Annotated in this window: 22 protein-coding genes; 14 read left to right on the top strand and 8 right to left on the bottom strand. The window is 31.9% G+C overall.

Translation table 11 applies throughout. The features are described 5' to 3' along the window. Positions 1-95: 95 nt before the first annotated feature. From FQU21_RS05445 to FQU21_RS05425, 5 genes are all read left to right on the top strand, one after another. Positions 96-1,133, top strand: a complete 1,038-nt coding sequence (locus FQU21_RS05445; RefSeq protein WP_187269330.1) for an O-antigen ligase family protein — start codon at positions 96-98, stop codon at positions 1,131-1,133. Positions 1,134-1,323: 190 nt separating this feature from the next. Beyond that, on the top strand, positions 1,324-2,292 hold the full coding sequence (locus tag FQU21_RS05440; protein WP_187269329.1) for an O-antigen ligase family protein: 969 nt from the start codon (positions 1,324-1,326) through the stop codon (positions 2,290-2,292). Next, positions 2,285-3,451 (top strand): glycosyltransferase family 4 protein, encoded by a 1,167-nt coding sequence (locus FQU21_RS05435; RefSeq protein ID WP_147676985.1) that lies wholly within the window; start codon positions 2,285-2,287, stop codon positions 3,449-3,451. The genes FQU21_RS05440 and FQU21_RS05435 overlap by 8 nt, the downstream gene beginning before the upstream one ends. A gap of 99 nt (positions 3,452-3,550) precedes the next feature. After that, a complete protein-coding gene (locus FQU21_RS05430) occupies positions 3,551-4,861 on the top strand; it encodes an undecaprenyl-phosphate glucose phosphotransferase (RefSeq protein ID WP_147677320.1) in 1,311 nt (436 codons plus the stop codon). Then, entirely contained in the window at positions 4,830-5,651 is an 822-nt protein-coding gene (locus tag FQU21_RS05425) for a glycosyltransferase family 2 protein (RefSeq protein WP_246124775.1), read from the top strand. The genes FQU21_RS05430 and FQU21_RS05425 overlap by 32 nt, the downstream gene beginning before the upstream one ends. Here FQU21_RS05425 and FQU21_RS05420 read toward each other — a convergent pair. After that, positions 5,632-6,942 carry a phenylacetate--CoA ligase family protein gene (locus FQU21_RS05420; RefSeq protein ID WP_147676984.1) on the bottom strand — a complete coding sequence of 437 codons (1,311 nt, stop codon included), beginning with the start codon at positions 6,940-6,942 and terminating at the stop codon, positions 5,632-5,634. The two genes, FQU21_RS05425 and FQU21_RS05420, sit on opposite strands and share 20 nt — an antisense overlap. A gap of 154 nt (positions 6,943-7,096) precedes the next feature. Between FQU21_RS05420 and purD the strand changes: the two genes are divergently transcribed. Further along, complete coding sequence (purD, locus tag FQU21_RS05415) at positions 7,097-8,368, top strand: phosphoribosylamine--glycine ligase (RefSeq protein ID WP_147676983.1); 1,272 nt, start codon at positions 7,097-7,099, stop codon at positions 8,366-8,368. Here the strand turns inward: purD and FQU21_RS05410 are convergent. Then, positions 8,363-8,590, bottom strand: coding sequence for a DUF6341 family protein (locus FQU21_RS05410; protein ID WP_147676982.1), 228 nt, complete (start codon positions 8,588-8,590; stop codon positions 8,363-8,365). The genes purD and FQU21_RS05410 overlap by 6 nt on opposite strands. A gap of 74 nt (positions 8,591-8,664) precedes the next feature. Between FQU21_RS05410 and FQU21_RS05405 the strand changes: the two genes are divergently transcribed. Further along, positions 8,665-9,588, top strand: a complete 924-nt coding sequence (locus FQU21_RS05405) for a DUF6427 family protein (RefSeq protein ID WP_147676981.1) — start codon at positions 8,665-8,667, stop codon at positions 9,586-9,588. Here FQU21_RS05405 and upp read toward each other — a convergent pair. Then, on the bottom strand, positions 9,577-10,236 hold the full coding sequence (gene upp / locus FQU21_RS05400; protein ID WP_147676980.1) for a uracil phosphoribosyltransferase: 660 nt from the start codon (positions 10,234-10,236) through the stop codon (positions 9,577-9,579). The two genes, FQU21_RS05405 and upp, sit on opposite strands and share 12 nt — an antisense overlap. Before the next feature lie 72 nt (positions 10,237-10,308). Here upp and FQU21_RS05395 point away from each other — a divergent pair, with 72 nt between their 5' ends. Further along, on the top strand, positions 10,309-10,914 hold the full coding sequence (locus FQU21_RS05395; protein WP_147676979.1) for a DUF4254 domain-containing protein: 606 nt from the start codon (positions 10,309-10,311) through the stop codon (positions 10,912-10,914). A gap of 68 nt (positions 10,915-10,982) precedes the next feature. Beyond that, on the top strand, positions 10,983-12,002 hold the full coding sequence (locus tag FQU21_RS05390) for a glycosyltransferase family 9 protein (RefSeq protein ID WP_246124774.1): 1,020 nt from the start codon (positions 10,983-10,985) through the stop codon (positions 12,000-12,002). Positions 12,003-12,022: 20 nt separating this feature from the next. On the opposite strand, the gene FQU21_RS05385 is transcribed toward FQU21_RS05390, so the two are convergent. From FQU21_RS05385 to FQU21_RS05375, 3 genes are all read right to left on the bottom strand, one after another. Continuing rightward, positions 12,023-12,619: an HPP family protein gene (locus FQU21_RS05385; RefSeq protein ID WP_147676978.1), complete on the bottom strand. Its 597-nt coding sequence runs from the start codon at positions 12,617-12,619 to the stop codon at positions 12,023-12,025. Between the two features lie 33 nt (positions 12,620-12,652). Beyond that, positions 12,653-13,141 (bottom strand): P-loop nucleotide/nucleoside kinase family protein, encoded by a 489-nt coding sequence (locus FQU21_RS05380; protein ID WP_147676977.1) that lies wholly within the window; start codon positions 13,139-13,141, stop codon positions 12,653-12,655. Between the two features lie 89 nt (positions 13,142-13,230). Then, positions 13,231-14,289 (bottom strand): ferredoxin--NADP reductase, encoded by a 1,059-nt coding sequence (locus FQU21_RS05375; RefSeq protein WP_147676976.1) that lies wholly within the window; start codon positions 14,287-14,289, stop codon positions 13,231-13,233. Between the two features lie 137 nt (positions 14,290-14,426). Between FQU21_RS05375 and FQU21_RS05370 the strand changes: the two genes are divergently transcribed. Genes FQU21_RS05370 through FQU21_RS05350 form a run of 5 tightly spaced genes read left to right on the top strand, consistent with a single transcriptional unit; the run spans position 14,427 to position 17,590 of the window. Beyond that, positions 14,427-14,834, top strand: coding sequence for a DUF2059 domain-containing protein (locus FQU21_RS05370; protein WP_147676975.1), 408 nt, complete (start codon positions 14,427-14,429; stop codon positions 14,832-14,834). Positions 14,835-14,842: 8 nt separating this feature from the next. Next, positions 14,843-16,315: a DUF5687 family protein gene (locus tag FQU21_RS05365; protein WP_147676974.1), complete on the top strand. Its 1,473-nt coding sequence runs from the start codon at positions 14,843-14,845 to the stop codon at positions 16,313-16,315. 6 nt (positions 16,316-16,321) lie between these two features. Then, a complete protein-coding gene (locus FQU21_RS05360; protein ID WP_147676973.1) occupies positions 16,322-17,029 on the top strand; it encodes an ABC transporter ATP-binding protein in 708 nt (235 codons plus the stop codon). Positions 17,030-17,081: 52 nt separating this feature from the next. Then, on the top strand, positions 17,082-17,333 hold the full coding sequence (locus tag FQU21_RS05355; protein WP_147676972.1) for a type II toxin-antitoxin system Phd/YefM family antitoxin: 252 nt from the start codon (positions 17,082-17,084) through the stop codon (positions 17,331-17,333). Continuing rightward, positions 17,330-17,590: a Txe/YoeB family addiction module toxin gene (locus tag FQU21_RS05350; RefSeq protein ID WP_147676971.1), complete on the top strand. Its 261-nt coding sequence runs from the start codon at positions 17,330-17,332 to the stop codon at positions 17,588-17,590. Before FQU21_RS05355 ends, FQU21_RS05350 begins: the two co-directional genes overlap by 4 nt. Before the next feature lie 42 nt (positions 17,591-17,632). Here the strand turns inward: FQU21_RS05350 and FQU21_RS05345 are convergent, their stop codons facing one another. Together FQU21_RS05345 and FQU21_RS05340 are read right to left on the bottom strand one after the other, a co-directional pair. Further along, positions 17,633-18,862: a murein hydrolase activator EnvC family protein gene (locus FQU21_RS05345; protein WP_147676970.1), complete on the bottom strand. Its 1,230-nt coding sequence runs from the start codon at positions 18,860-18,862 to the stop codon at positions 17,633-17,635. Continuing rightward, positions 18,859-19,557 (bottom strand): lipoprotein insertase outer membrane protein LolB1, encoded by a 699-nt coding sequence (locus tag FQU21_RS05340; protein WP_246124773.1) that lies wholly within the window; start codon positions 19,555-19,557, stop codon positions 18,859-18,861. The genes FQU21_RS05345 and FQU21_RS05340 overlap by 4 nt, the downstream gene beginning before the upstream one ends. Positions 19,558-19,578: the final 21 nt, after the last annotated feature.

Raw genomic sequence — 19,578 nt, 5'->3', positions numbered from 1 at the left:
TCTTAGCTCCAATATTTTTTGGTTTAAAATCAAAAAAAATCCCGAAAATAGTTTTTTACACCTTCTTGTTTTATTTTATATCAATTGTGAGTGTCATGATTTATGATGTAGAATCATTGTTTAATTTTAAATTTTACAAAAAAGATGGCAGTTTTATAATTTCATTTGCTCCGCTATTAATTTTCCCTTTTCTCTATTTAAAATTCAATATAGAAAAATTACTTAAAGCGTTTTTAATTTTTGCTGTTAGTGTTTATACTTTGCTTTTTTTGTATTTTAGTATGAATAAAGTATCTGTGTTAAGCTCTTTTAGAGGATTATTTGATGCTCATAACGCCGCAGGTGGGTTTTTAAGTTTTTTAACGGGTATTTGTTTTGTTTTTTGGCGAAAAAATAAAAGCTATAAGTATTTTTTTGCATTTTTGCTTTGTGTTTTTATGCTACTACAAACTCAGTCTAGAGGCTCTTTATTAGGGCTAATACTAGGAATAGTTTTTTTCTATTTTTGGCGTCAAAGATTAATGTTGTTTACCAAAATTATAATTTTTTCAATTATTGCAGTACAAGTCTCAATTTTAATATATAGTTATCCTATATATAAAAAATACAATATAGGGCAGGGGACTAGCATATATGAATATATTTACACCATTGATAAATCTGTCGATGGGAAGACTGCAAATATTTATATTAGAGCTTTTGATAACTGGCCTAAAGGGCTTGAATTATTTTTCAACTCACCGATACTGGGAACCGGTTTTGGATCTTTAAATGATACGCCATACGATCTTAAAGGGGTGCCAGGGCTATTTAGTTATAATGCTAAACAAGGTAAGGTATTCGATTCAGCTCATGCTCACCATAGTTATATACATGTTTTAGGAGAGCAAGGGCTTTTAGGTTTTTTTGCCCTTTTAGCAATAATGGTATGCATGTATAATTTTATAGTTAATAATAAACAAAACCAAGTTGTTCAGTCTATTTTGTTTATATCCTTTTTCAATTTAGTAATTATGTCGTTTACAGAAAACAGGTTTACTTCACCATCTAATGCGCTACCCTTTGTTATTTTACTGTGTTTGTATATAATTTATGTCAATGGTTCTAAAAAAGAATTAGCATTAAATGGATAGAGTTAAACAACTTTTAAATTACAGCTTTGCACTAATACTTCCTTCTTTATACTTTAAAGAGGATATTAGCTCTAAAGTACTTTTGCTAAATGTTTTTCTTTTTTTAGTTTTTTTATACAATAAAAATAAAACTTTTTCTTTTAAGATTCCAAAAGTAAAATCTTTTTTGAAGTTATATAATGTTATTATTTTGTCAATATTAACTGTTGTAATTTTAGTACATACACTTTTAGATGGTTCGTGGAATAATGCCGAAATAAGATTCATATTTGCATCGTTAGGTTTATATGCATTAAACTATGTTTTCTTTAAGTATAAACTTGCTAATTTTCAAGTTTTAGTTTTAGTAAACTCGTTATTTTCAATTTTAATAGGTGTATATATACTTTATATTAAATCCTTAGGGCAAGATATTGTAACCATTTTTCAAGGACATGTTTTTAATAGTATGTTGTTAGGGGGGAATATGTTACTTTCTTTTATTTATGTTTTAAAAGTAGGAACCAACAACATGCTTATAAAAGCGTTGCTGCTTTTCTCTATTTTAGTTTCATTTATAGTTATGTTGAGTATTGGTGGCCGGATGAGCATATTTGCAGTCGTGTTGTGCTTGCTACTCTATGCATTAATCTTTTTAGGGTTTATAAAGTTTTTATACCTTTTATTAGGTCTAAGTATTGTTTCCTGTTTAGTCTTCTTTTTTAATAAATCTATTTATTTAAGGGTAGAAGGTTTGTTTAAATGGAACGGATATAACCCTTTGTTTTTAAGAATGATACAATGGAAATGTTATATAGATACCTTTCTCACTCACCCTATATTTGGATCTGGACATGTAAATACACTAGAGACGGTCCATGCTTGTTATAAACAAGTAGGATATGCAGATGGTGTAAATAATCAATATCATAGCCATAATCAATTTATTGAAATTGCGACTAAGTATGGAATTATAGGTTTTTTTACTTTTATTACGCTTTTTCTATCCAATATATGGTATTCATTTAGGCGTAAAGATTACTTCCTCATGGTTATGGTTACATTTTTACTTTTGATAAATATAACTGAAAATGTTTTTTTGTCAAGACATGTTGGTAATATTTTTTTTAGTTTCATCCTTTTTTATATGTATTTTCGTAAAAAATTAATTAATGAATAAAGCACTCATACACGATTGGTACTATATAAGCGGTGGAGCTGAAAAAGTAATCCACTCATTTAATAATATTTGGAGCGATTTTGAACATTATGCTTTAATTGATTTTTTATCCGATAAAGATAGAGCGTATGTTCTAAACGGTGATTCTAAAGTCGTAAACACAAGTTTTATTCAAAAATTACCAACTGCTAAATCTAATCACAGAAAGTTTTTACAATTATTTCCATATGCAATAGAACAGTTTGATTTAAGGAATTATGATCTGGTTTTAAGCTCATCGGCTTCTATAGCAAAAGGAGTTTTAACCAACCAAAATCAACTTCACATATGTTATTGTCACTCTCCTATGCGTTACGCTTGGGATTTGTATCATCAATATTTAAAAGAAGCTAATTTAACGGGGTTAAAAGGAATATATGCTAAGTATGTTTTGCATAAAATGAGAAACTGGGATCTTATTGCTTCTAATAGAGTAGATCATTTTATAGCGAATTCCAAGTATATTGCAAGAAGAATAAAGAAAGTCTACAATAGAGAATCTACTGTAATATATCCTCCTGTAAATGTTTTAAATTTCACCTTAGAAACAGAGAAAGAAAATTATTATTTTACGGCATCAAGAATGGTTAGCTATAAAAAAATAGATCTTATTGTTGAAGCGTTTAGTAAAATGCCAAAAAAAAAATTAATTGTTGCCGGCGATGGACCAGAGTTTGATAAAATTAAAAAACTAGCAGGTCCCAATATTGAATTTGTAGGCTTTATCTCTTCTGCAGATTTAAAATTGTACATGCAAAAGGCGAAGTGCTTTGTTTTTGCTGCAGAAGAAGACTTTGGTATAATTCCCGTGGAGGCTCAAGCCTGTGGAACCCCTGTAATTGCATTTAATAAAGGAGGTACAACAGAGACTATTCTACATGGAAAAACGGGATATCTATTTAACGAGCAAAATGTTGATTCCATTTGTAATGCTGTAGATAAATTTGAAACAACTAACTTCTCACCAGAAGTTATTAGACAAAATGCGTTAAGATTTTCTAAGGAGCGTTTTGAACAAGAAATGAAAGATTATGTTGAAACTAAATATGGTAATTTTAAAGCTGCTACCACTAATATTAGAGCAGTAAGCTATGAAACCAACCATATTAATTCCATATAGTAAGGTATATAATAGAATAGTTAAAATATTAATAATTATATAAAATAATCAGATTTGAGTAAGTTTAAGCAAAGACGGTATTCGGGGTTTATAACTCCTATGGCATATATCATTGATTTAGGTATCATAATTGGGTGTATTTTTTTATTTAATATAAACATCACTAATTTATATGCTTTTATTATATATGTTAGTTTTAGTTGGGTTGTTGTTTCATTTATGAATCGTTTTTACGATATTCATAGATATACTAAACTAATTAAGATTACAGCTTTAATTATAAAGCAAGTATTCTTTTTTTTAATAATACTCTATGCTTTTATAGGGTTTTTTAAACAACCAGATATTAGTCGGGTAGAACTAGGTAACTATGCTCTTACAATATTTGGTTTAGTAACATTTTTTAAAGTTTTAATTTATGTTTTACTAAATAAATACCGAGCTACTTTTGGTGGTAATAATAGAAATGTTATCGTTATTGGTGATAACGAAAAAACACGGCAGTTAATTAAAATATTTAATGATCGCCAAGATTTTGGATATAAGTTTCGAAAACAATTTACAGTTAAAGATGACGATTTTTCTCTGCTTAAGTGTTTTAACTATATTATTGAAAATAATATAGACGAAATATATTCGTCTGTTGCAGAATTATCAAATAAACAGATAAATAAACTTGTTGGCTTCGCTGATAATAACCTTAGAGAGTTAAAGTTTATTCCAGATAATAAGGATATATATACAAAAAAATTGAATTATGAATATTACGATTATATTCCAATTTTATCATTCAGAAATATACCAATGCAAAAACCAATTAACCAAGTGGTTAAACGTGTTTTCGATATATTATTTGCATCAGCTATAATCGTATTTATTTTATCCTGGCTTACGCCTATAATTGCTCTTTTAATAAAATTAGAATCTAAAGGCCCTGTATTTTTTAAACAATCTCGAAATGGGTTTAACTATAAGGAATTCGATTGTTATAAATTTAGATCTATGACACCTAATGACGATGCGCACTCTCAGCAAGCGACAAAAGGAGATATGCGTATAACTAAAATAGGTGCGTTTATACGAAAAACAAGCATCGATGAGCTTCCTCAATTTTTTAATGTGCTTTTTGGAGATATGTCGGTTGTAGGACCAAGACCTCATATGGTAAGTCATACCAATTTTTATGCACGCAAAGTAGATAAATTTATGGTAAGGCATTTTGTTAAACCAGGAATTACAGGGTTGGCCCAAGTTAGCGGAATGCGAGGAGAAATAGAAGAAGACAAAGACATTATTAATCGGGTAAAATACGATATTTTTTATATAGAGAATTGGTCGATATTACTCGATTTAAAAATTGTAATCCAAACATTTTTAAATGCCATTAAAGGAGAAGAAAAAGCGTATTAATGATAATAGTTTGAATCCTTTGGTTTCAGTAATAATACCTATGTTTAATTCTGAGGCCTATATTTTAGATGCCATAAATAGTGTTATAAATCAAACTTACAAAAACTGGGAGTTAATACTCGTTGACGATTGTTCAAGTGATAATACATGGCACATTATTAATCCTTTTTTAAAACTTCACCCTAATATAAAACTTCTTAAAAACAGTGATAATTATGGTGCTGCCGTTTCTAGAAATAACGGTATTCAAGTCTCAAAAGGTGATTATATAGCTTTTTTAGATTCTGATGATTTATGGAAGCCAAACAAGCTAGAAAAACAAATTTCTTTTATGCAAAACCAAGAATGCGATGTTTGCTTTTCTAGTTACGATTTAATAAATAAAGAAGGAAATTCTATAAATAAAAGGATTATAGCGCTAAAAACATTAACCTATTCAAAACTTTTAAAAAGTAATTATATTGGTAATTTAACAGGAATCTATAATGTAACGAATTTAGGTAAAATAACAACCGTTAATACACGTAAAAGACAGGATTGGTTATTATGGTTAGCTGCTATTAAAAAGTCGGGAAAACCAGCCAAAGGCATTCAGGAGTCGCTTGCGTATTATCGTATTCACGAAAATTCTATGTCTGCCAATAAATTAGGGTTGGTTAAGCATAATTATTGGGTGTACAAAAAAGGTTTGGGGTTTTCTACTATAAAATCCATAGGGAGTATGCTCGTGTTTTTTAAGGAACATTTTCTTGTAAAAACGAAACAAAAAATTAAGATAAATAAGATTTAAATTGTTTTAGCTTACCGCTTTTAGAGCGTTTTAAAATAGGTTTACGTTCAAAAGTTACAATTAAATTAGGTTCTAAATATTTTGAAATGGCTTTTTTTATGTCATTCAAATGCTTTTCAGTTAATGCATTTGTACTGGTATAGCTAATCTTAAAAGTGTCTAATTTTAATTGTTCAATAATAAATTCTTTAACCTGTCCATCGTTTTCAATAATGGTTTTTGTTACGTAGTAAAAGGTTAATCCTGCCGCTTTTTTTCCGCTAGGTAGTTTTACTACGTCACTTGTTCGTCCGGTTAATTTTTCTAAAATGGGTTGTCGTGCTGTGCTCGTTTTGGATAAGGTGCCTAGATCCCCCAAATCGTATCGGATAAAAGGATGCGCTTTGTTATAAAGCGATGTTATTACAATACGGCCCGCTTCGCCGTAAGGCAATACGTTATTGTTTTCGTCTAAAATTTCAACAAATAGATCTTCGGTATTCACCATCCATTGGTTGTTTTGGTTTTGAAAAGCAATTAAGCCTAATTCGGCAGCGCCATATTCATTAATTACAGGAATGCCAAATTGTACTTCTAAAAGTGTTTTATCTTCAGGAAAAAGCATTTCAGAGGTTACTATGCAGGCTTGTAATGTTGGGCAAACTGTTTTTAAAACCATATTATTTTGTTCTAAATATTTTGCAAATTGAACTATAGCACTAGTGTATCCATATAAATAATCGAAGGCGGTATGTTCAAATTTTTTAAGATTTTTTTCAAAGGCTAAATCACTTAAATCGAACACAGAAAATCGAAATCTATTACTTAAAGTATCTTTAAGACGCTCTTTGTAATAGCCTTTTTTGTCTAAAGGAATACCGTAAAATCTCGCTTGTTTAGCGTGGTTTAGATCTAAGTTAAACCAATTATATCTATCCATAAAATTAGCCCAAATTAAGGCATGGCAAAATTTGTCTTTGGCGAAAATAAAAGGTGTACCCGACGAGCCGGAGGTTTTATTAACAAAAATGTTTTTAGATGAAAAGCCCTCCGAAAGTCGTTGGTTTAAGGGTTGCTGTAAATCTGTTTTTGTCATTATAGGTAAAGCATTCCAGTCTTTCGGGTTTGCGTGTTTTGCGAAGTTTTTATAAAATGGATTATGTTTTAAATGATGAGTTACAATGGCTTCCTTGGATGATTTAATATAATCATCCAAATTTAATTTTTGTTTATTTTGAATAGCTTTTAAAAAAGCTTGAGCTTCCGTTATCGGGAAGCCTTTTAGTTTTAAAGACAAGTTGAATAATTTCAAAATAAAATGGGCTAAAATAGTTTTTGTAAAGTAAATAAAAAATATTCGTGTTTTCGTGCCATTAGTTTTATTTTTGTCGTTCGTAATTGCGAAAAAATAATAATCAATAATTTGTTATTTCCGTGTAAACGGAAACATAAAAACATCGAAAATAATGAATATTTTAATTCTTGGTTCAGGCGGAAGAGAACATACATTTGCTTGGAAAATTGCTCAAAGTCCTTTATGTAATCAGCTTTTTGTAGCACCTGGAAATTCCGGAACTGCAAATGTAGCAACTAATGTAAATATTGGAGTTACCGATTTTGAAGCCATTAAAGAATTGGTATTAGACAAGCAAATCGATATGGTGGTTGTTGGTCCAGAAGATCCTTTGGTACAAGGTGTTCACGATTTTTTCTTGAATGACGATGCTATAAAACATGTGTCTGTTATTGGACCGCAAAAAGTAGCAGCAGAATTGGAAGGTAGTAAAGAATTTGCAAAAGAATTTTTATACCGCCATAACATTCCAACGGCAGCTTACGAGAGTTTTACTAAAGAAACGGTTGAAAAAGGTCATGCTTTTCTTGAAACCTTAAACCCGCCGTATGTATTAAAAGCCGATGGATTAGCAGCAGGAAAAGGTGTGGTTATTCTTAATGATTTAGATGAAGCTAAAGCAGAACTAAAAAGTATGTTAGTGGATGCTAAATTTGGTGCAGCCAGTAACAAAGTGGTTATTGAAGAGTTTTTAGACGGTATAGAATTAAGTTGTTTTGTTTTAACCGATGGGGAAAACTATAAAATTTTACCTACAGCCAAAGATTATAAACGTATTGGTGAAGGTGATACTGGATTAAATACAGGTGGAATGGGAGCGGTGTCTCCAGTACCTTTTGCAACTGATGAATTTTTAAGCAAAATAGAAGAACGAATTGTTAAACCAACAATTAGCGGATTTAAAAAAGATAATTTACCCTACGTAGGTTTTGTGTTTATTGGCTTAATTAAAGTTGGAAACGATCCTAAAGTGATTGAGTATAATGTGCGTATGGGTGATCCGGAAACCGAAGTAGTTTTACCAAGATTGAAAAACGATTTTGTTGAAATTCTACAAGCTATGGCAAATGGAACTTTAGATACCATTACTATTGAAATCGATGAGCGGGCTGCAACAACTATTATGTTAGTATCTGGTGGATATCCAGAAGCTTATGACAAAGGTAAAGAAATTACAGGAGTAGATACTATTGAAGATTCTATTGCTTTTCATGCAGGAGCACAATTGCAAGATGGTAAAATTGTAACCTCTGGGGGGCGAGTTATGGCGATTACATCGTATGGTGATACCTATCAAACGGCCATAAAAAAATCTTACCAAAATATAGATAAACTACACTTTGATAAGATGAATTATCGTAAAGATATTGGATTCGATTTATAGGTAAGAATGAGCAGAAATGCTTTTATCTTCCTCATCATTGTCGTTGAATTTTTTTAATTGTAGCATCCAGTAAACCATAGCAACAAAGCCAATGATTACAAAAATCCAAGAAATAGCACTTGCTGCAAACCAGTTCTCAAGTTCTAAAGCTCTTAAAGCATCCATAGGAGCTAATAGAACATCAACAAATAAATCTTGTATGGCGTAAAAGAAATCTTTCATCTGTGTTATATGTTATTTTCTAACAAAGTTAGAAATTGTTATTATATTTAGTCGCAAAAATACAAAAACAGTTAATGATTACAAGTATTTTTAGTAAATCTAAGCCAATAAATTTTATTGTTATATTTTTTATTACGCTATTGGCTTTTGTTATGGGGCGCTTAGGAGTTTCTACAGAGGATATTTCGGTGCGTTTTGTCATAGAAGAATTAGGGTTGTTTTTTTTGGGTTATGCCTCTATTTTAATGGTTAATTTTATTGTAAACAAGAATAATTTAACCCAGAAAAACAATTATAATATTCTGTTGTTTAGCTTGTTTTTATTTACCCTAACACAAACTACAATTAATAGTAATATTTTATTTTCTAACTTTTTTGTGTTGCTGGGTTTGCGTCGTGTTATAAGTTTACGTTCTCAAATTCAAGTAAATAAGAAATTATTTGATGCCGCATTTTGGTTTGCTATTGCGGCTCTTTTTTATTTTTGGGCAATTCTATTTTTTGTATTAATTCTTTTGTCTTTAATACTTTATCATGATTTTAAAGTCAATCATTGGCTTATTCCTTTTATTGGCGTAGTCACAGTTTTTATTATTACTTCGGCTATATCTATTATTTGTTACGATAGTTTTTTTGATACCTTTAATAGTCTGCCAGAAGTAAGTTTTAACTTTAATAGTTACAATTTGGCTTCATCTATTATTGCTATAACCATTCTTTTGTCTTTTGGGGTTTGGGCCTCTATATTTTACGTAAATAGTATTAAAGAGAAGAAAAAATCGTTTAGAGTGCCGTTTAAATCCGTTTTGATTTCAGCTTTTATAGGTTTTAGTATTGTGGTTTTTGCACCAATAAAAGATGGTAGTGAGTTTTTATTTCTGTTTGCACCATTGGCAATAATTATTGCTAATTATATCGAGATTATTCAAGAAAAATGGTTTAAAGAAATTTTTCTTTCTGTTTTAATACTGTTGCCTTTTGTACTGCTATTGTTGTAGTTTTTTGCCAAAAGCTAAGTCGCCAGCATCGCCAAGGCCCGGCACAATATAGCCTTTGTTATTTAGCTTTTTATCTATAGCAGCAATCCATAAATGGCAGTTTTTGTCAAAGTGGTTTTCAATAAAATTAATACCGTCTTGGGCGCCAATTACACAAGCTAAATGAACTTCTTTGGGTGTTCCAAATGGTTTTAAAGCTTCAAAAGTAGCCAGTATAGATTGTCCTGTTGCCAACATGGGGTCGGCTAGAATTAAAGTTTTACCTTCTAAATCTGGGCATGCTAAATATTCTACTATAATTTCAAAACTTTCAGGCTCGTGTTTATGGTGTCGGTACGCCGAAATAAAAGCGTTTTCTGCCGTATCAAAATAATTTAATAAGCCATTGTGTAAAGGTACTCCAGCGCGTAAAATTGAGCATAGCACCATATTGTTTTCTAATTCATTAACAACACAATCTCCTAAAGGTGTTTTAATTGAGGTTGTTTTAAAGTTAAAACACTTACTCATTTCATACCCCAAAATTTCCCCAATACGTTCAATGTTTCTTCGAAAACGCATGCTGTCTTTTTGAATGTCAATATTTCTAATTTCAGAAATAAATGTGTTTAAAACTGAATTTCGTTCAGATAAATGATGAATATGCATAATGTTGATACGGTTTCTATCAGTAAAGTTAAGTAAATATCAAGTATATTTGTACTTTAAAATTTACACAATATGTTTACAACTAAAGCTAATAAAATTTTTCAAGACGTTATTGCAAAATACCACATTATTAACACAGTCGATCAACCTTTTACAAACGCTTACGCGGAAAGTGATTTACTCGAGCATTTGTTATACCGAAAATGTTGGATTGATACCGTACAATGGCATTATGAAGATATTATTCGTGATCCACAAATAGATCCGGTGGCAGCCTTAACTTTAAAGCGTAAGATTGATGCTTCTAACCAAGATAGAACGGATATGGTAGAATATATCGATAGTTATTTTCTTGATAAATATAGTGATGTTGAAGTAAAAGAAGGCGCTACAATTAATACCGAAAGTCCTGCTTGGGGCGTAGATCGCTTGTCTATTTTGGCTTTAAAAATATATCATATGAATGAAGAAGCTACACGTACAGATGCTTCCGATGAACATAGGGCTGCTTGCCAAACTAAGCTGGATATTCTGTTAGAGCAACGTGTGGATTTATCTACTGCAATTGATACACTGCTAGCCGATATTGAACATGGAAACAAATACATGAAAGTATACAAGCAGATGAAAATGTATAACGATGATGAATTAAATCCTGTTTTAAGAGGGCAAAAATAATTTATATAATTATATAATGGACGATGTCTTTGTTTTGGCAACGTCCATTTTTTTAAGGTCAAAATTATATGTCTCAACCAAAAAATCATATTTTGGTAATTCGTTTATCTGCCATGGGTGATGTCGCTATGACAGTGCCTGTTTTGCGTGGTTTAGTTCATAAAAATCCAGATGTGAAAATTACAGTTTTAACAAGAGCGTTTTTTACACCGTTTTTTAGAGATATTCCGCAAGTTACTGTTTTTCCTGCCGATTTTATAGACCGTCATAAAGGTGTTTTGGGACTTTGGAAACTTTCCAAAGAATTAAAAGTTTTTAAAATCGATGTTATAGCCGATTTACATAATATATTACGAAGTCATATTTTGAAATTACTTTTCTTCGGAAAACATATCGTTCAAATTGATAAGGGGAGAGCAGAAAAGAATGCACTGGTTACTGGTAAAAATTTTGCGCCATTAAAAACAACGCATCAACGTTATGCTGATGTATTTGAAACATTAGGGTTTTCCGTAGATCTTACCAATCCTACCTTTCCAGAACGCGTGGTTTTGAGTTCTAAACTACAGGCGCTTTTAGGTCATAATTTTAAAAAAATTATTGGCATAGCTCCCTTTGCAGCACACGAGGGTAAAATGTATCCTTTAACTTTAATGAAACGGGTTATTGAGGCGCTTTCAAAAGAGTATCAAATTGTATTGTTTGGAGGCGGAAAAAAGGAAGTTGAAGTTTTAAATGACATTGAAAACGCTTTTGAAAATGTTGTTAATGCGGCTGGAAAACTTTGTTTAAATGAGGAATTAGATCTTATTTCTAACCTGGATGGTATGTTGGCCATGGATTCTGGAAACGCACACATGGCGGCTATGCTAGGTGTTAAAACTATTACTATTTGGGGCGTAACACATCCGTATGCTGGATTTGCACCATTTAATCAGCCTAAAGATTATGCTTTGGTTGCTAATAAAGATTTATTTCCTAAGATACCAACCTCCATTTTTGGTAATAAATATCCCGAAAATTATAAAGATGCCGCTGGAAGTATTAGTCCAGAAACTATTATTTCAAAAGTAAAAAGTAGTATTTAATTTCTTTTGTAACTTTTATTTCAGCATTTGTTTTTTAATATTTTGGATAGTCTGCTATTTGTTGGGTAAGATCTGTGTTTTGTCATATTATTAAAAATTAGCCCTACAATTAATAATGTTAATGAGCCTGATAATACCGGAGACAACACGTAAAAATAGCCTAAGTTTTTAATGTTTTCTGTTCCTAAAATGGCAATAAGTGCGGTTGCGCCACCAGGTGGGTGTAGTGTTTTTGTAAACTGCATCGCGATTATAGAGGTTGCTACGGCTAACGGTGCAGTGAGCCAAATAATATCTGGAATACATTTAAAAATGGTAACTCCAATGATGGCCGAAATTACATGTCCACCTAATAAATTTCTTGGTTGCGCTAACGGACTTTGTATGTTACCATAAACTAATACGCTCGATGCTCCAAAAGACCCAATGAGTAGTATGTTTTCCGATTTTACTAAGTAGGTAGATTGAATAAATGCTAAAACTCCAATCCCAACAAAAGCGCCGAGAAAAGACCAAAATTTTTCTCGGTAATCTACTAGAGTTTCTTTGTAGATTACATATCTAGAAATTCTGGCCTGACGTTTTATTTTCTGACCAATGCGTTTACTTTTACTCATATTTGCTTAATGTAAGATATCAAACAGGTGATTTTATTTACTAATTATAAGGCTGTTTTTAAGTTCGGTTGCTGTGGGTTTTTCAAACCAAGTTTCCATAAAATCGAAATCTGCTTTGCTGACTTCAAACTGAAACGTATCACCTTTTTCATTATTTCTTTTTAACACCCTTTGGTAGCGTATGTCTTTTGGGATGTCTAAAAAGTGTGTCGTTAATTGATATCCGTTCTCTTTTGAAAATCTTCTAAATTTTTCGCGATGTTCAAATTTGGAAAGTCCTAAATCTAATATGGAATCGGTCCCTGCTTTTTCTAATTGGTGGATTAAATCCATAATCATAGTTTCCGTACGTTCAATGCGTTCTAAAAACCAATCCAATCCATCTGTTGCTTTTTTGTCCGGAAGAAACAAGGTTTTATTCCATTGGTCAATCGAAAAAATAACGGATGCAGATTTTTCTTTTAAACTATGGGCATAGGTTGTTTTGCCAGACCCTGTATTTCCAACAATTAAGTGAATCATGGAACTTCAAATTTTGAAATTATGGTTGTAGCAGATGTTTTTTTGGATGTGCTATAAGTAATTAAAATAGAAATGTTTGTAGTTTAATTTTAAACATCATCAAAATCTACAGAAATAGTGTTGGTGGTTGGGTGGGCTTGGCAGGTTAATATTAAACCTTCGGCAACTTCACTTTCGGTTAAAATATTATTTTGTCGCATGGTAGCTTGGCCTTCTGTAATACGGGCTAAGCAACTGCTGCAAATACCGCCTTGGCAAGAGTATGGTGCATCTAAATCTTCATCTAAAGCCGCCTCAAGTATGGTTTGTTTTTGCGACATTTCAAATGTGGTGCTTTCATCATCAACGGTAACCGTAATTTTAGTTTTTCCGCTATAAGTTACAGTGCCTTCTGGAATTTCCGCAGGTTTCGATGCTTTAAAAAGTTCGAAATGAATGCGGTTTTCATCAATATCATGTCCGGTTAAAACATCTTTCACCATATGGATCATCCCTTCTGGGCCACAAAGGTAAAAAGCGTCAACTTCAACATGTTTGTGCTTGTTTTTTATAACATAATTAACGGTGCTTTTTTCAATTCTACCAAAAATTGCATCGGCTTCATCTTGTTGGCTAAATACAAATTGTACCGAAAAACGATCTTTGTATTTGTGTTGAAGTTCTAGGATTTCATTGAAAAACATCGTGTCTTCCGTCGTTTTATTTCCGTAAACTAAAATTACTTTGCTGTGAATTTCTTCTTCTAAAGCACATTTTATAATGCTTAAAACGGGAGTAATACCACTACCTGCAGCAAAAGCTGCAATGTTTTTTGTTTTTTTATCGTTGGGTGTAAAGGTAAAACGTCCTTTTGGTGGCGCAACCTCTAAAGTATCTCCAACTTTTAAAGTTTTGTTGGCATAAGCCGAAAACGTACCGTCTTGAACCTCTTTTATTGCAATTTTAAGTGCGCCGCTTTTTGGCGAAACACATAATGAATAATCGCGGCGTACTTCATTACCATTAATTTCGGTTTTAAGCGTAATGTATTGTCCGGCAGAAAAGGAAAAGGTTTCTTTTAAATTTTCTGGAACGTTGAAAACAATACTAATAGATTTTTCTGTTTCTCTATTTATATTTTTAACGGAAAGTTTATGGAATGATGACATCTATATTAATTTTTAACAAAAATACTAAAGCTTTCACTTTTTGCCGAAAGTTTTTTAACTTACTTTGTAACAAGCTTGCTAAATGTCTTACTAACAATTACAATTAATTATAGACTAACTATTAAACTTCAATTAAAATGAAAAAACTACTATTACTATGCATTGGCTTATTTATGCTAACACTAGCAACACAGGCTCAGGAACAAAGCGATTTTAAAAAAGAGACTATCGAGTTTATTAAAATTACAGGTGCGGGTTCAGCTTTTGAAACGGCCATTGCGCAATTGGGTATGATGGTTCCTGCCGAAAAAAAAGGAGCTTATATTGAAGAAGCAAACAGCACGCTAGGGGGGTTGTACGATAAAATGGCCGAGTTGTATATGGGAGAGTTTACACAACCAGAAATACAAGAATTGGTTAAATTTTATCATACAGATTTGGGTAAAAAACTAGCGTCAAAGCAGTTAAATCTAGCACAACGAGGTATGGCTATGGGGCAGTCTTGGGGTATCGAAGTACAAGGAATTGCTGCAAAATATAACTAATCTTTACCATGCTTAAATTACTGTTGAATTTAGAATGGAAAGCATTTTTTAGATCCGCTTCATTTAAAATGAATCTGGTTTTTAAAATATTATTAGGGTTTAGTGCATTATGGATGATAGTGAGCTTTTTAGGTTTAGGTGTTGGCGCTTATTATTTAATTGATAAACAACTGCATTTAGACCCATTAACAACCATTAATAATTTACTGGTTTTTTATTTAGTTTTCGATTTGGTGTTTCGTTATTTCCTTCAAAAAATGCCAATAGTTAATATTAAACCCTTACTTTATTTGCCTATTAAAAAGAGTAAAATTGTTGGTTTTGCTTTAAATAAAACCATACTCTCATTTTTTAATATTTTGCACGCTTTCTTTTTTGTGCCATTTTCTGTTATTTTGGTTATAGAAGGCCATTCGTTTATCCATGTTTTTGGCTGGCACGTGGCCATTTTAGCCTTAATTTATTGTAATAATTTTATTAATGTTTTTGTTAATAGTAAAGATGCTGTTTTTTATTCTGTGCTCAGTCTTTTTGTTATTCTAGGCGGACTAAAATATTTTAATATCTTCGATATCGCGAGCTTTACCGAGCCTATATTTCAAGCATTTTATAGCAAACCATATTTCGCTTTAATTCCAATAGTCATTTTGATTGTTTTATATAAAACAGCGTTTAGCTATTTTCTGAAAAACTTGTATCTCGATGCAGGTTTGGCTAAAAAAGTGAAAGTGGTGAAAACTGAAGATTTTATTTGGTTAAACCGTTTTGGAAGTTTATCAACGTTTTTAAAGAATGATATTCGTTTATTGAAACGAAACAAGCGTTCAAGAACGACTTTGTTAATGAGCGGTTTATTCATTTTTTACGGACTCTTATTTTTTACAAATACAATAGATGCTTATAAAGGCCCTTTTTGGAAAATTTTTGCTGGTATTTTTGTTTCTGGTGGTTTTTTATTCAGTTTTGGGCAGTTTGTTCCAAGTTGGGATAGTGCATATTATCCGCTAATTATGAGTCAGAATATTAGATATAAAGAATACCTGTCGTCTAAGTGGTATTTAATGGTTATTGCAACTGTGGTCTCTACTATTTTGGCTTCGTTTTATTTGTATTTTGGATGGCAGGCTTATGCCGCCGTTGTGGTAGGGGCTATTTATAACATTGGTGTAAACTCGTATATGGTGCTTTGGGGTGGCGCTTATGTGAAAACACCCATTGATTTAGCGTCTAACAAAAAGGCCTTTGGGGATAAAAAATCCTTTAACGCTAAAACCTTATTATTAACCATTCCTAAATTAATTTTACCCATGGGGATTTATGCTATTGGGTATTTTACCTTAGGAGAAGTATTTGGTTTTATTCTAGTATCGCTCGTTGGGGTGATAGGATTTTTATTTAAAAACAAGGTTTTTACTATTATTGAAAAAGTGTATAAAACAGAGAAATATAAAACCATAGCCGCTTACAAACAAAATAATTAAAGTATTATGATAACAACATCAAATTTATCTAAAACATACAACGGAAATCAGGTTTTAAATATTGAATCTCTCGATATTCCAAAAGGACAAAGTTTTGGTTTGGTTGGTAATAATGGCGCGGGAAAGACGACGTATTTTAGCTTGCTTTTAGATTTAATTCAGCCCACAACAGGTTGTATTAAAAGTAACGGCGTACAAGTTAATACCAGTGAAGATTGGAAACCGTTTACATCGGCGTTTATAGACGAAAGTTTTCTAATAGGTTATTTAACTGCGGAAGAGTATTTTTATTTTATAGGTGAATTACGAAACCAAAATAAAGCAGATGTGGATGCTTTGATAGGGCAGTTTTCCGATTTTTTTCATGGCGAAATTTTAGGTCAGAAAAAATATTTGCGCGATTTAAGCAAAGGAAATCAAAAGAAAGCTGGCATTGTCGCTGCGCTTATTGGTAATCCGGAGGTTATTATTTTGGACGAACCTTTTGCGAATTTGGATCCCACAACTCAAATTAGATTAAAAGGAATTATTAAAGATTTAGCTGAAAAACAAGAGGTTACCGTTTTAGTATCAAGTCACGATTTATCCCATGTCACCGATGTTTGCGAGCGTATTGTTGTTTTGGAAAAGGGCTTGGTGGTGAAGGATTTGGAAACTAGTGCAGCCACGCTTACAGAGTTAGAGGCGCATTTTGCTGGTGAAGGCATCGTTTAGAAATGCGATATAAATAAAGTACGTATATAAGTACTTTTTGTATCTTTGTATTATGGAAACAGTAAATTATACAGATTTTCGTTCAAATTTGAAGCATTGGTTTGATAAGGTTGTTAACGATGTTAGCGATATTATCATTAAACGTAAAAACGGAAAGGATCTAGTTTTGATTTCTCTGGATGAATACAATTCATTAAAGGAAACTACATATCTTTTAACAGGAAAGAATCGTGATGTTTTATTAAATTCTATTGAAGAATTGGAAACCGGAAATGGGGTTGAAAATAAGTTGATTGAAGAATGAAATTAATTTGGTCTTCAATATCTTGGGCCGATTATTTGTATTGGCAAAAAGTTGATAAAAAAATAGTAAACCGCATTAATGCTCTTATTAAGAGTAGTATCCGAACACCTTTTGATGGTATTGGAAAACCAGAAGCTTTAAAAGGGGATTTACAAGGGTATTGGTCTAGGCGTATCACATCCGAACATCGTTTAGTGTATAAGCACGACGGAAACCAATTATTAATTGCAGCTTGCCGCTATCACTACGGAAAGTGAAAATATGGATTAATTGGTTAGTCTTTTTTAGGCTAAAAAAACTTACATCTTATAAATCCAACTCGCTGGATTTTGAGTATTGGTATCTTTAGAAATTACAAAACTTAAAATCGTTTCTCCGGTTGATGGATTGGTAAATACTTCTCCAATCTCCTGCTTTGAAGTTACTTTGTCGCCTGCTTTTACGTAAATTTTAGACAAGTTTTTGTAATACGTAATGTAATTTCCATGTTGAATAATAACGAATGGATTTACATTTTTATTGGCTACAACACCAATAACTTCACCGTTAAATACAGCACGAGCTTTAGCGCCTTTTTCCGTAGCAATACGTACGCCGTTACTATTTATAGTAAGCGATTTTATTACGGGATGTGGCTGTTTACCATAGCGCATTTGGACGACGCCTTTACTCACGGGCCAAATTAATTTGCCTCGGTTGGCTTCAAAACTTTTGGCTAATGCCATGCCTTCGGGCGTTAATGCAAAGGTTTTTGAGCTGGACGATTTTCCTGCTTTTTTATTTGATTTTGCAATGGCGGCTCTAATTATTTTATTGATTTCTGCATCAATGCGTCTGGCTTCTTTTTCTTTTTGTTGAATTTGGTCGGCATAACGCGAAATATTACGCTGAATTTCTTTCATTAAAGCTTGTTGCTGACTGCGTTCGCTTTCTAAAGATTTTTGAGTGACTTTATTTTCAGCAATCAGCTTGTTTTTATCTGCTTTTTGCTTTAATAAATTGGTGTTTATGGTCTGTAATTCTTGGGTTTTTGCTTTAATAGTTTCGCCTTGTTCTTTTTGGTGGTCGGCATATTGTTGCATGTATTGCACCCGTTTGTACGCTTGCTTAAAGTTGTTGGAAGACAACAAAAACATAATCCTACTTTGCTGATTTTTGCTTTTATAAGACTTTACAATCATCGCAGCATACTCTGCCTTCAATTGTTTAAGTTCGTCTCTTAAACTGGTTATTTTGCTTTGGTTTGTGTTTATTTCACGGGTTAATAAGTTGGCTTGGCGGTTGGTGACTTTTATTAAATTGTCCAACACACTTATTTTGTGATTAAAATCTTCAATTAAAGACAGTTTCGATTTCGCTTTTGTTTTGTTTTCGCTGCGTAATTCGTTTATTTTCTGAATTTCCCGACGTAATTCTTGGCGACGCGTTTCTAGTTCTTTTTGCTTACTATTTTGCGAAAAGCTTTGAAACCCGCAAAACAAAAAGCTAAGCAGAATTATTATTTTATATGAAGATTTACTTAAAATCATTCCAATTCAATTTTTTTAAAACCTGAAGGTATTTTAAACGGAAAACGTAAGTCATCGTTTAAAGCCACACTTTTAAATTCTAAATTTATAATCGTTTCTTCGGTACCTTCTACAGCAATAACTTTAATGTTTTCTGGAAGTATTTGTTTGTCTACTTCCTGATACGATATATAATCAATTTGTAAATGTCTAAATGTTTTGGGTTGGCTTATTTGCTGCGATGTTACCTTAAAATGTAAAGGATCTATTAAAAAGAAAATTTCGAATAAAAGTTGTTGTTGTTTTGGTTGAAGTAGGTAGGCGTTTTGATCTACAGAAGCTTTATAATTTCCACTATTTAAGTCGAAAATAGCATCGCCTAAAAGTAAATTTTGAACTTTTTTAAAGTCGAGTGCTGTGCCTAATAATTCACTTAAATAACTAAAATCACCTTCAAAATAGGTATTGTCGAGTTTATTGTAAAAGCCTACTTTTTCTGGGGTTACCATGGCTCTAATAACAGAAAAAGGTGCATTCATCCAGATGATTTCATCTTTTTTAGCACGAAAATTTACCGAGTTTGTTTGCGATTTTCCATTCTTAATAAAGTTAATTTTAAGTTTGGCTTGTAGGGTTTTAAAATCAGGACTTTGTTTACTGTTTTCTTTTATAACCGTCTTGGTGGATAGCTTTAAATTTCCTTTTTCACTGCTCATAGTGCGTGCAGATTTACAACT

This window comes from Algibacter pacificus (genome assembly GCF_008033385.1).
GTDB classification, from domain to species: Bacteria; Bacteroidota; Bacteroidia; order Flavobacteriales; family Flavobacteriaceae; genus Algibacter; species Algibacter pacificus.
The sequence above is the reverse complement of the archived record's forward strand: the minus strand, read 5'-3'. Positions and strand labels throughout refer to the sequence as shown.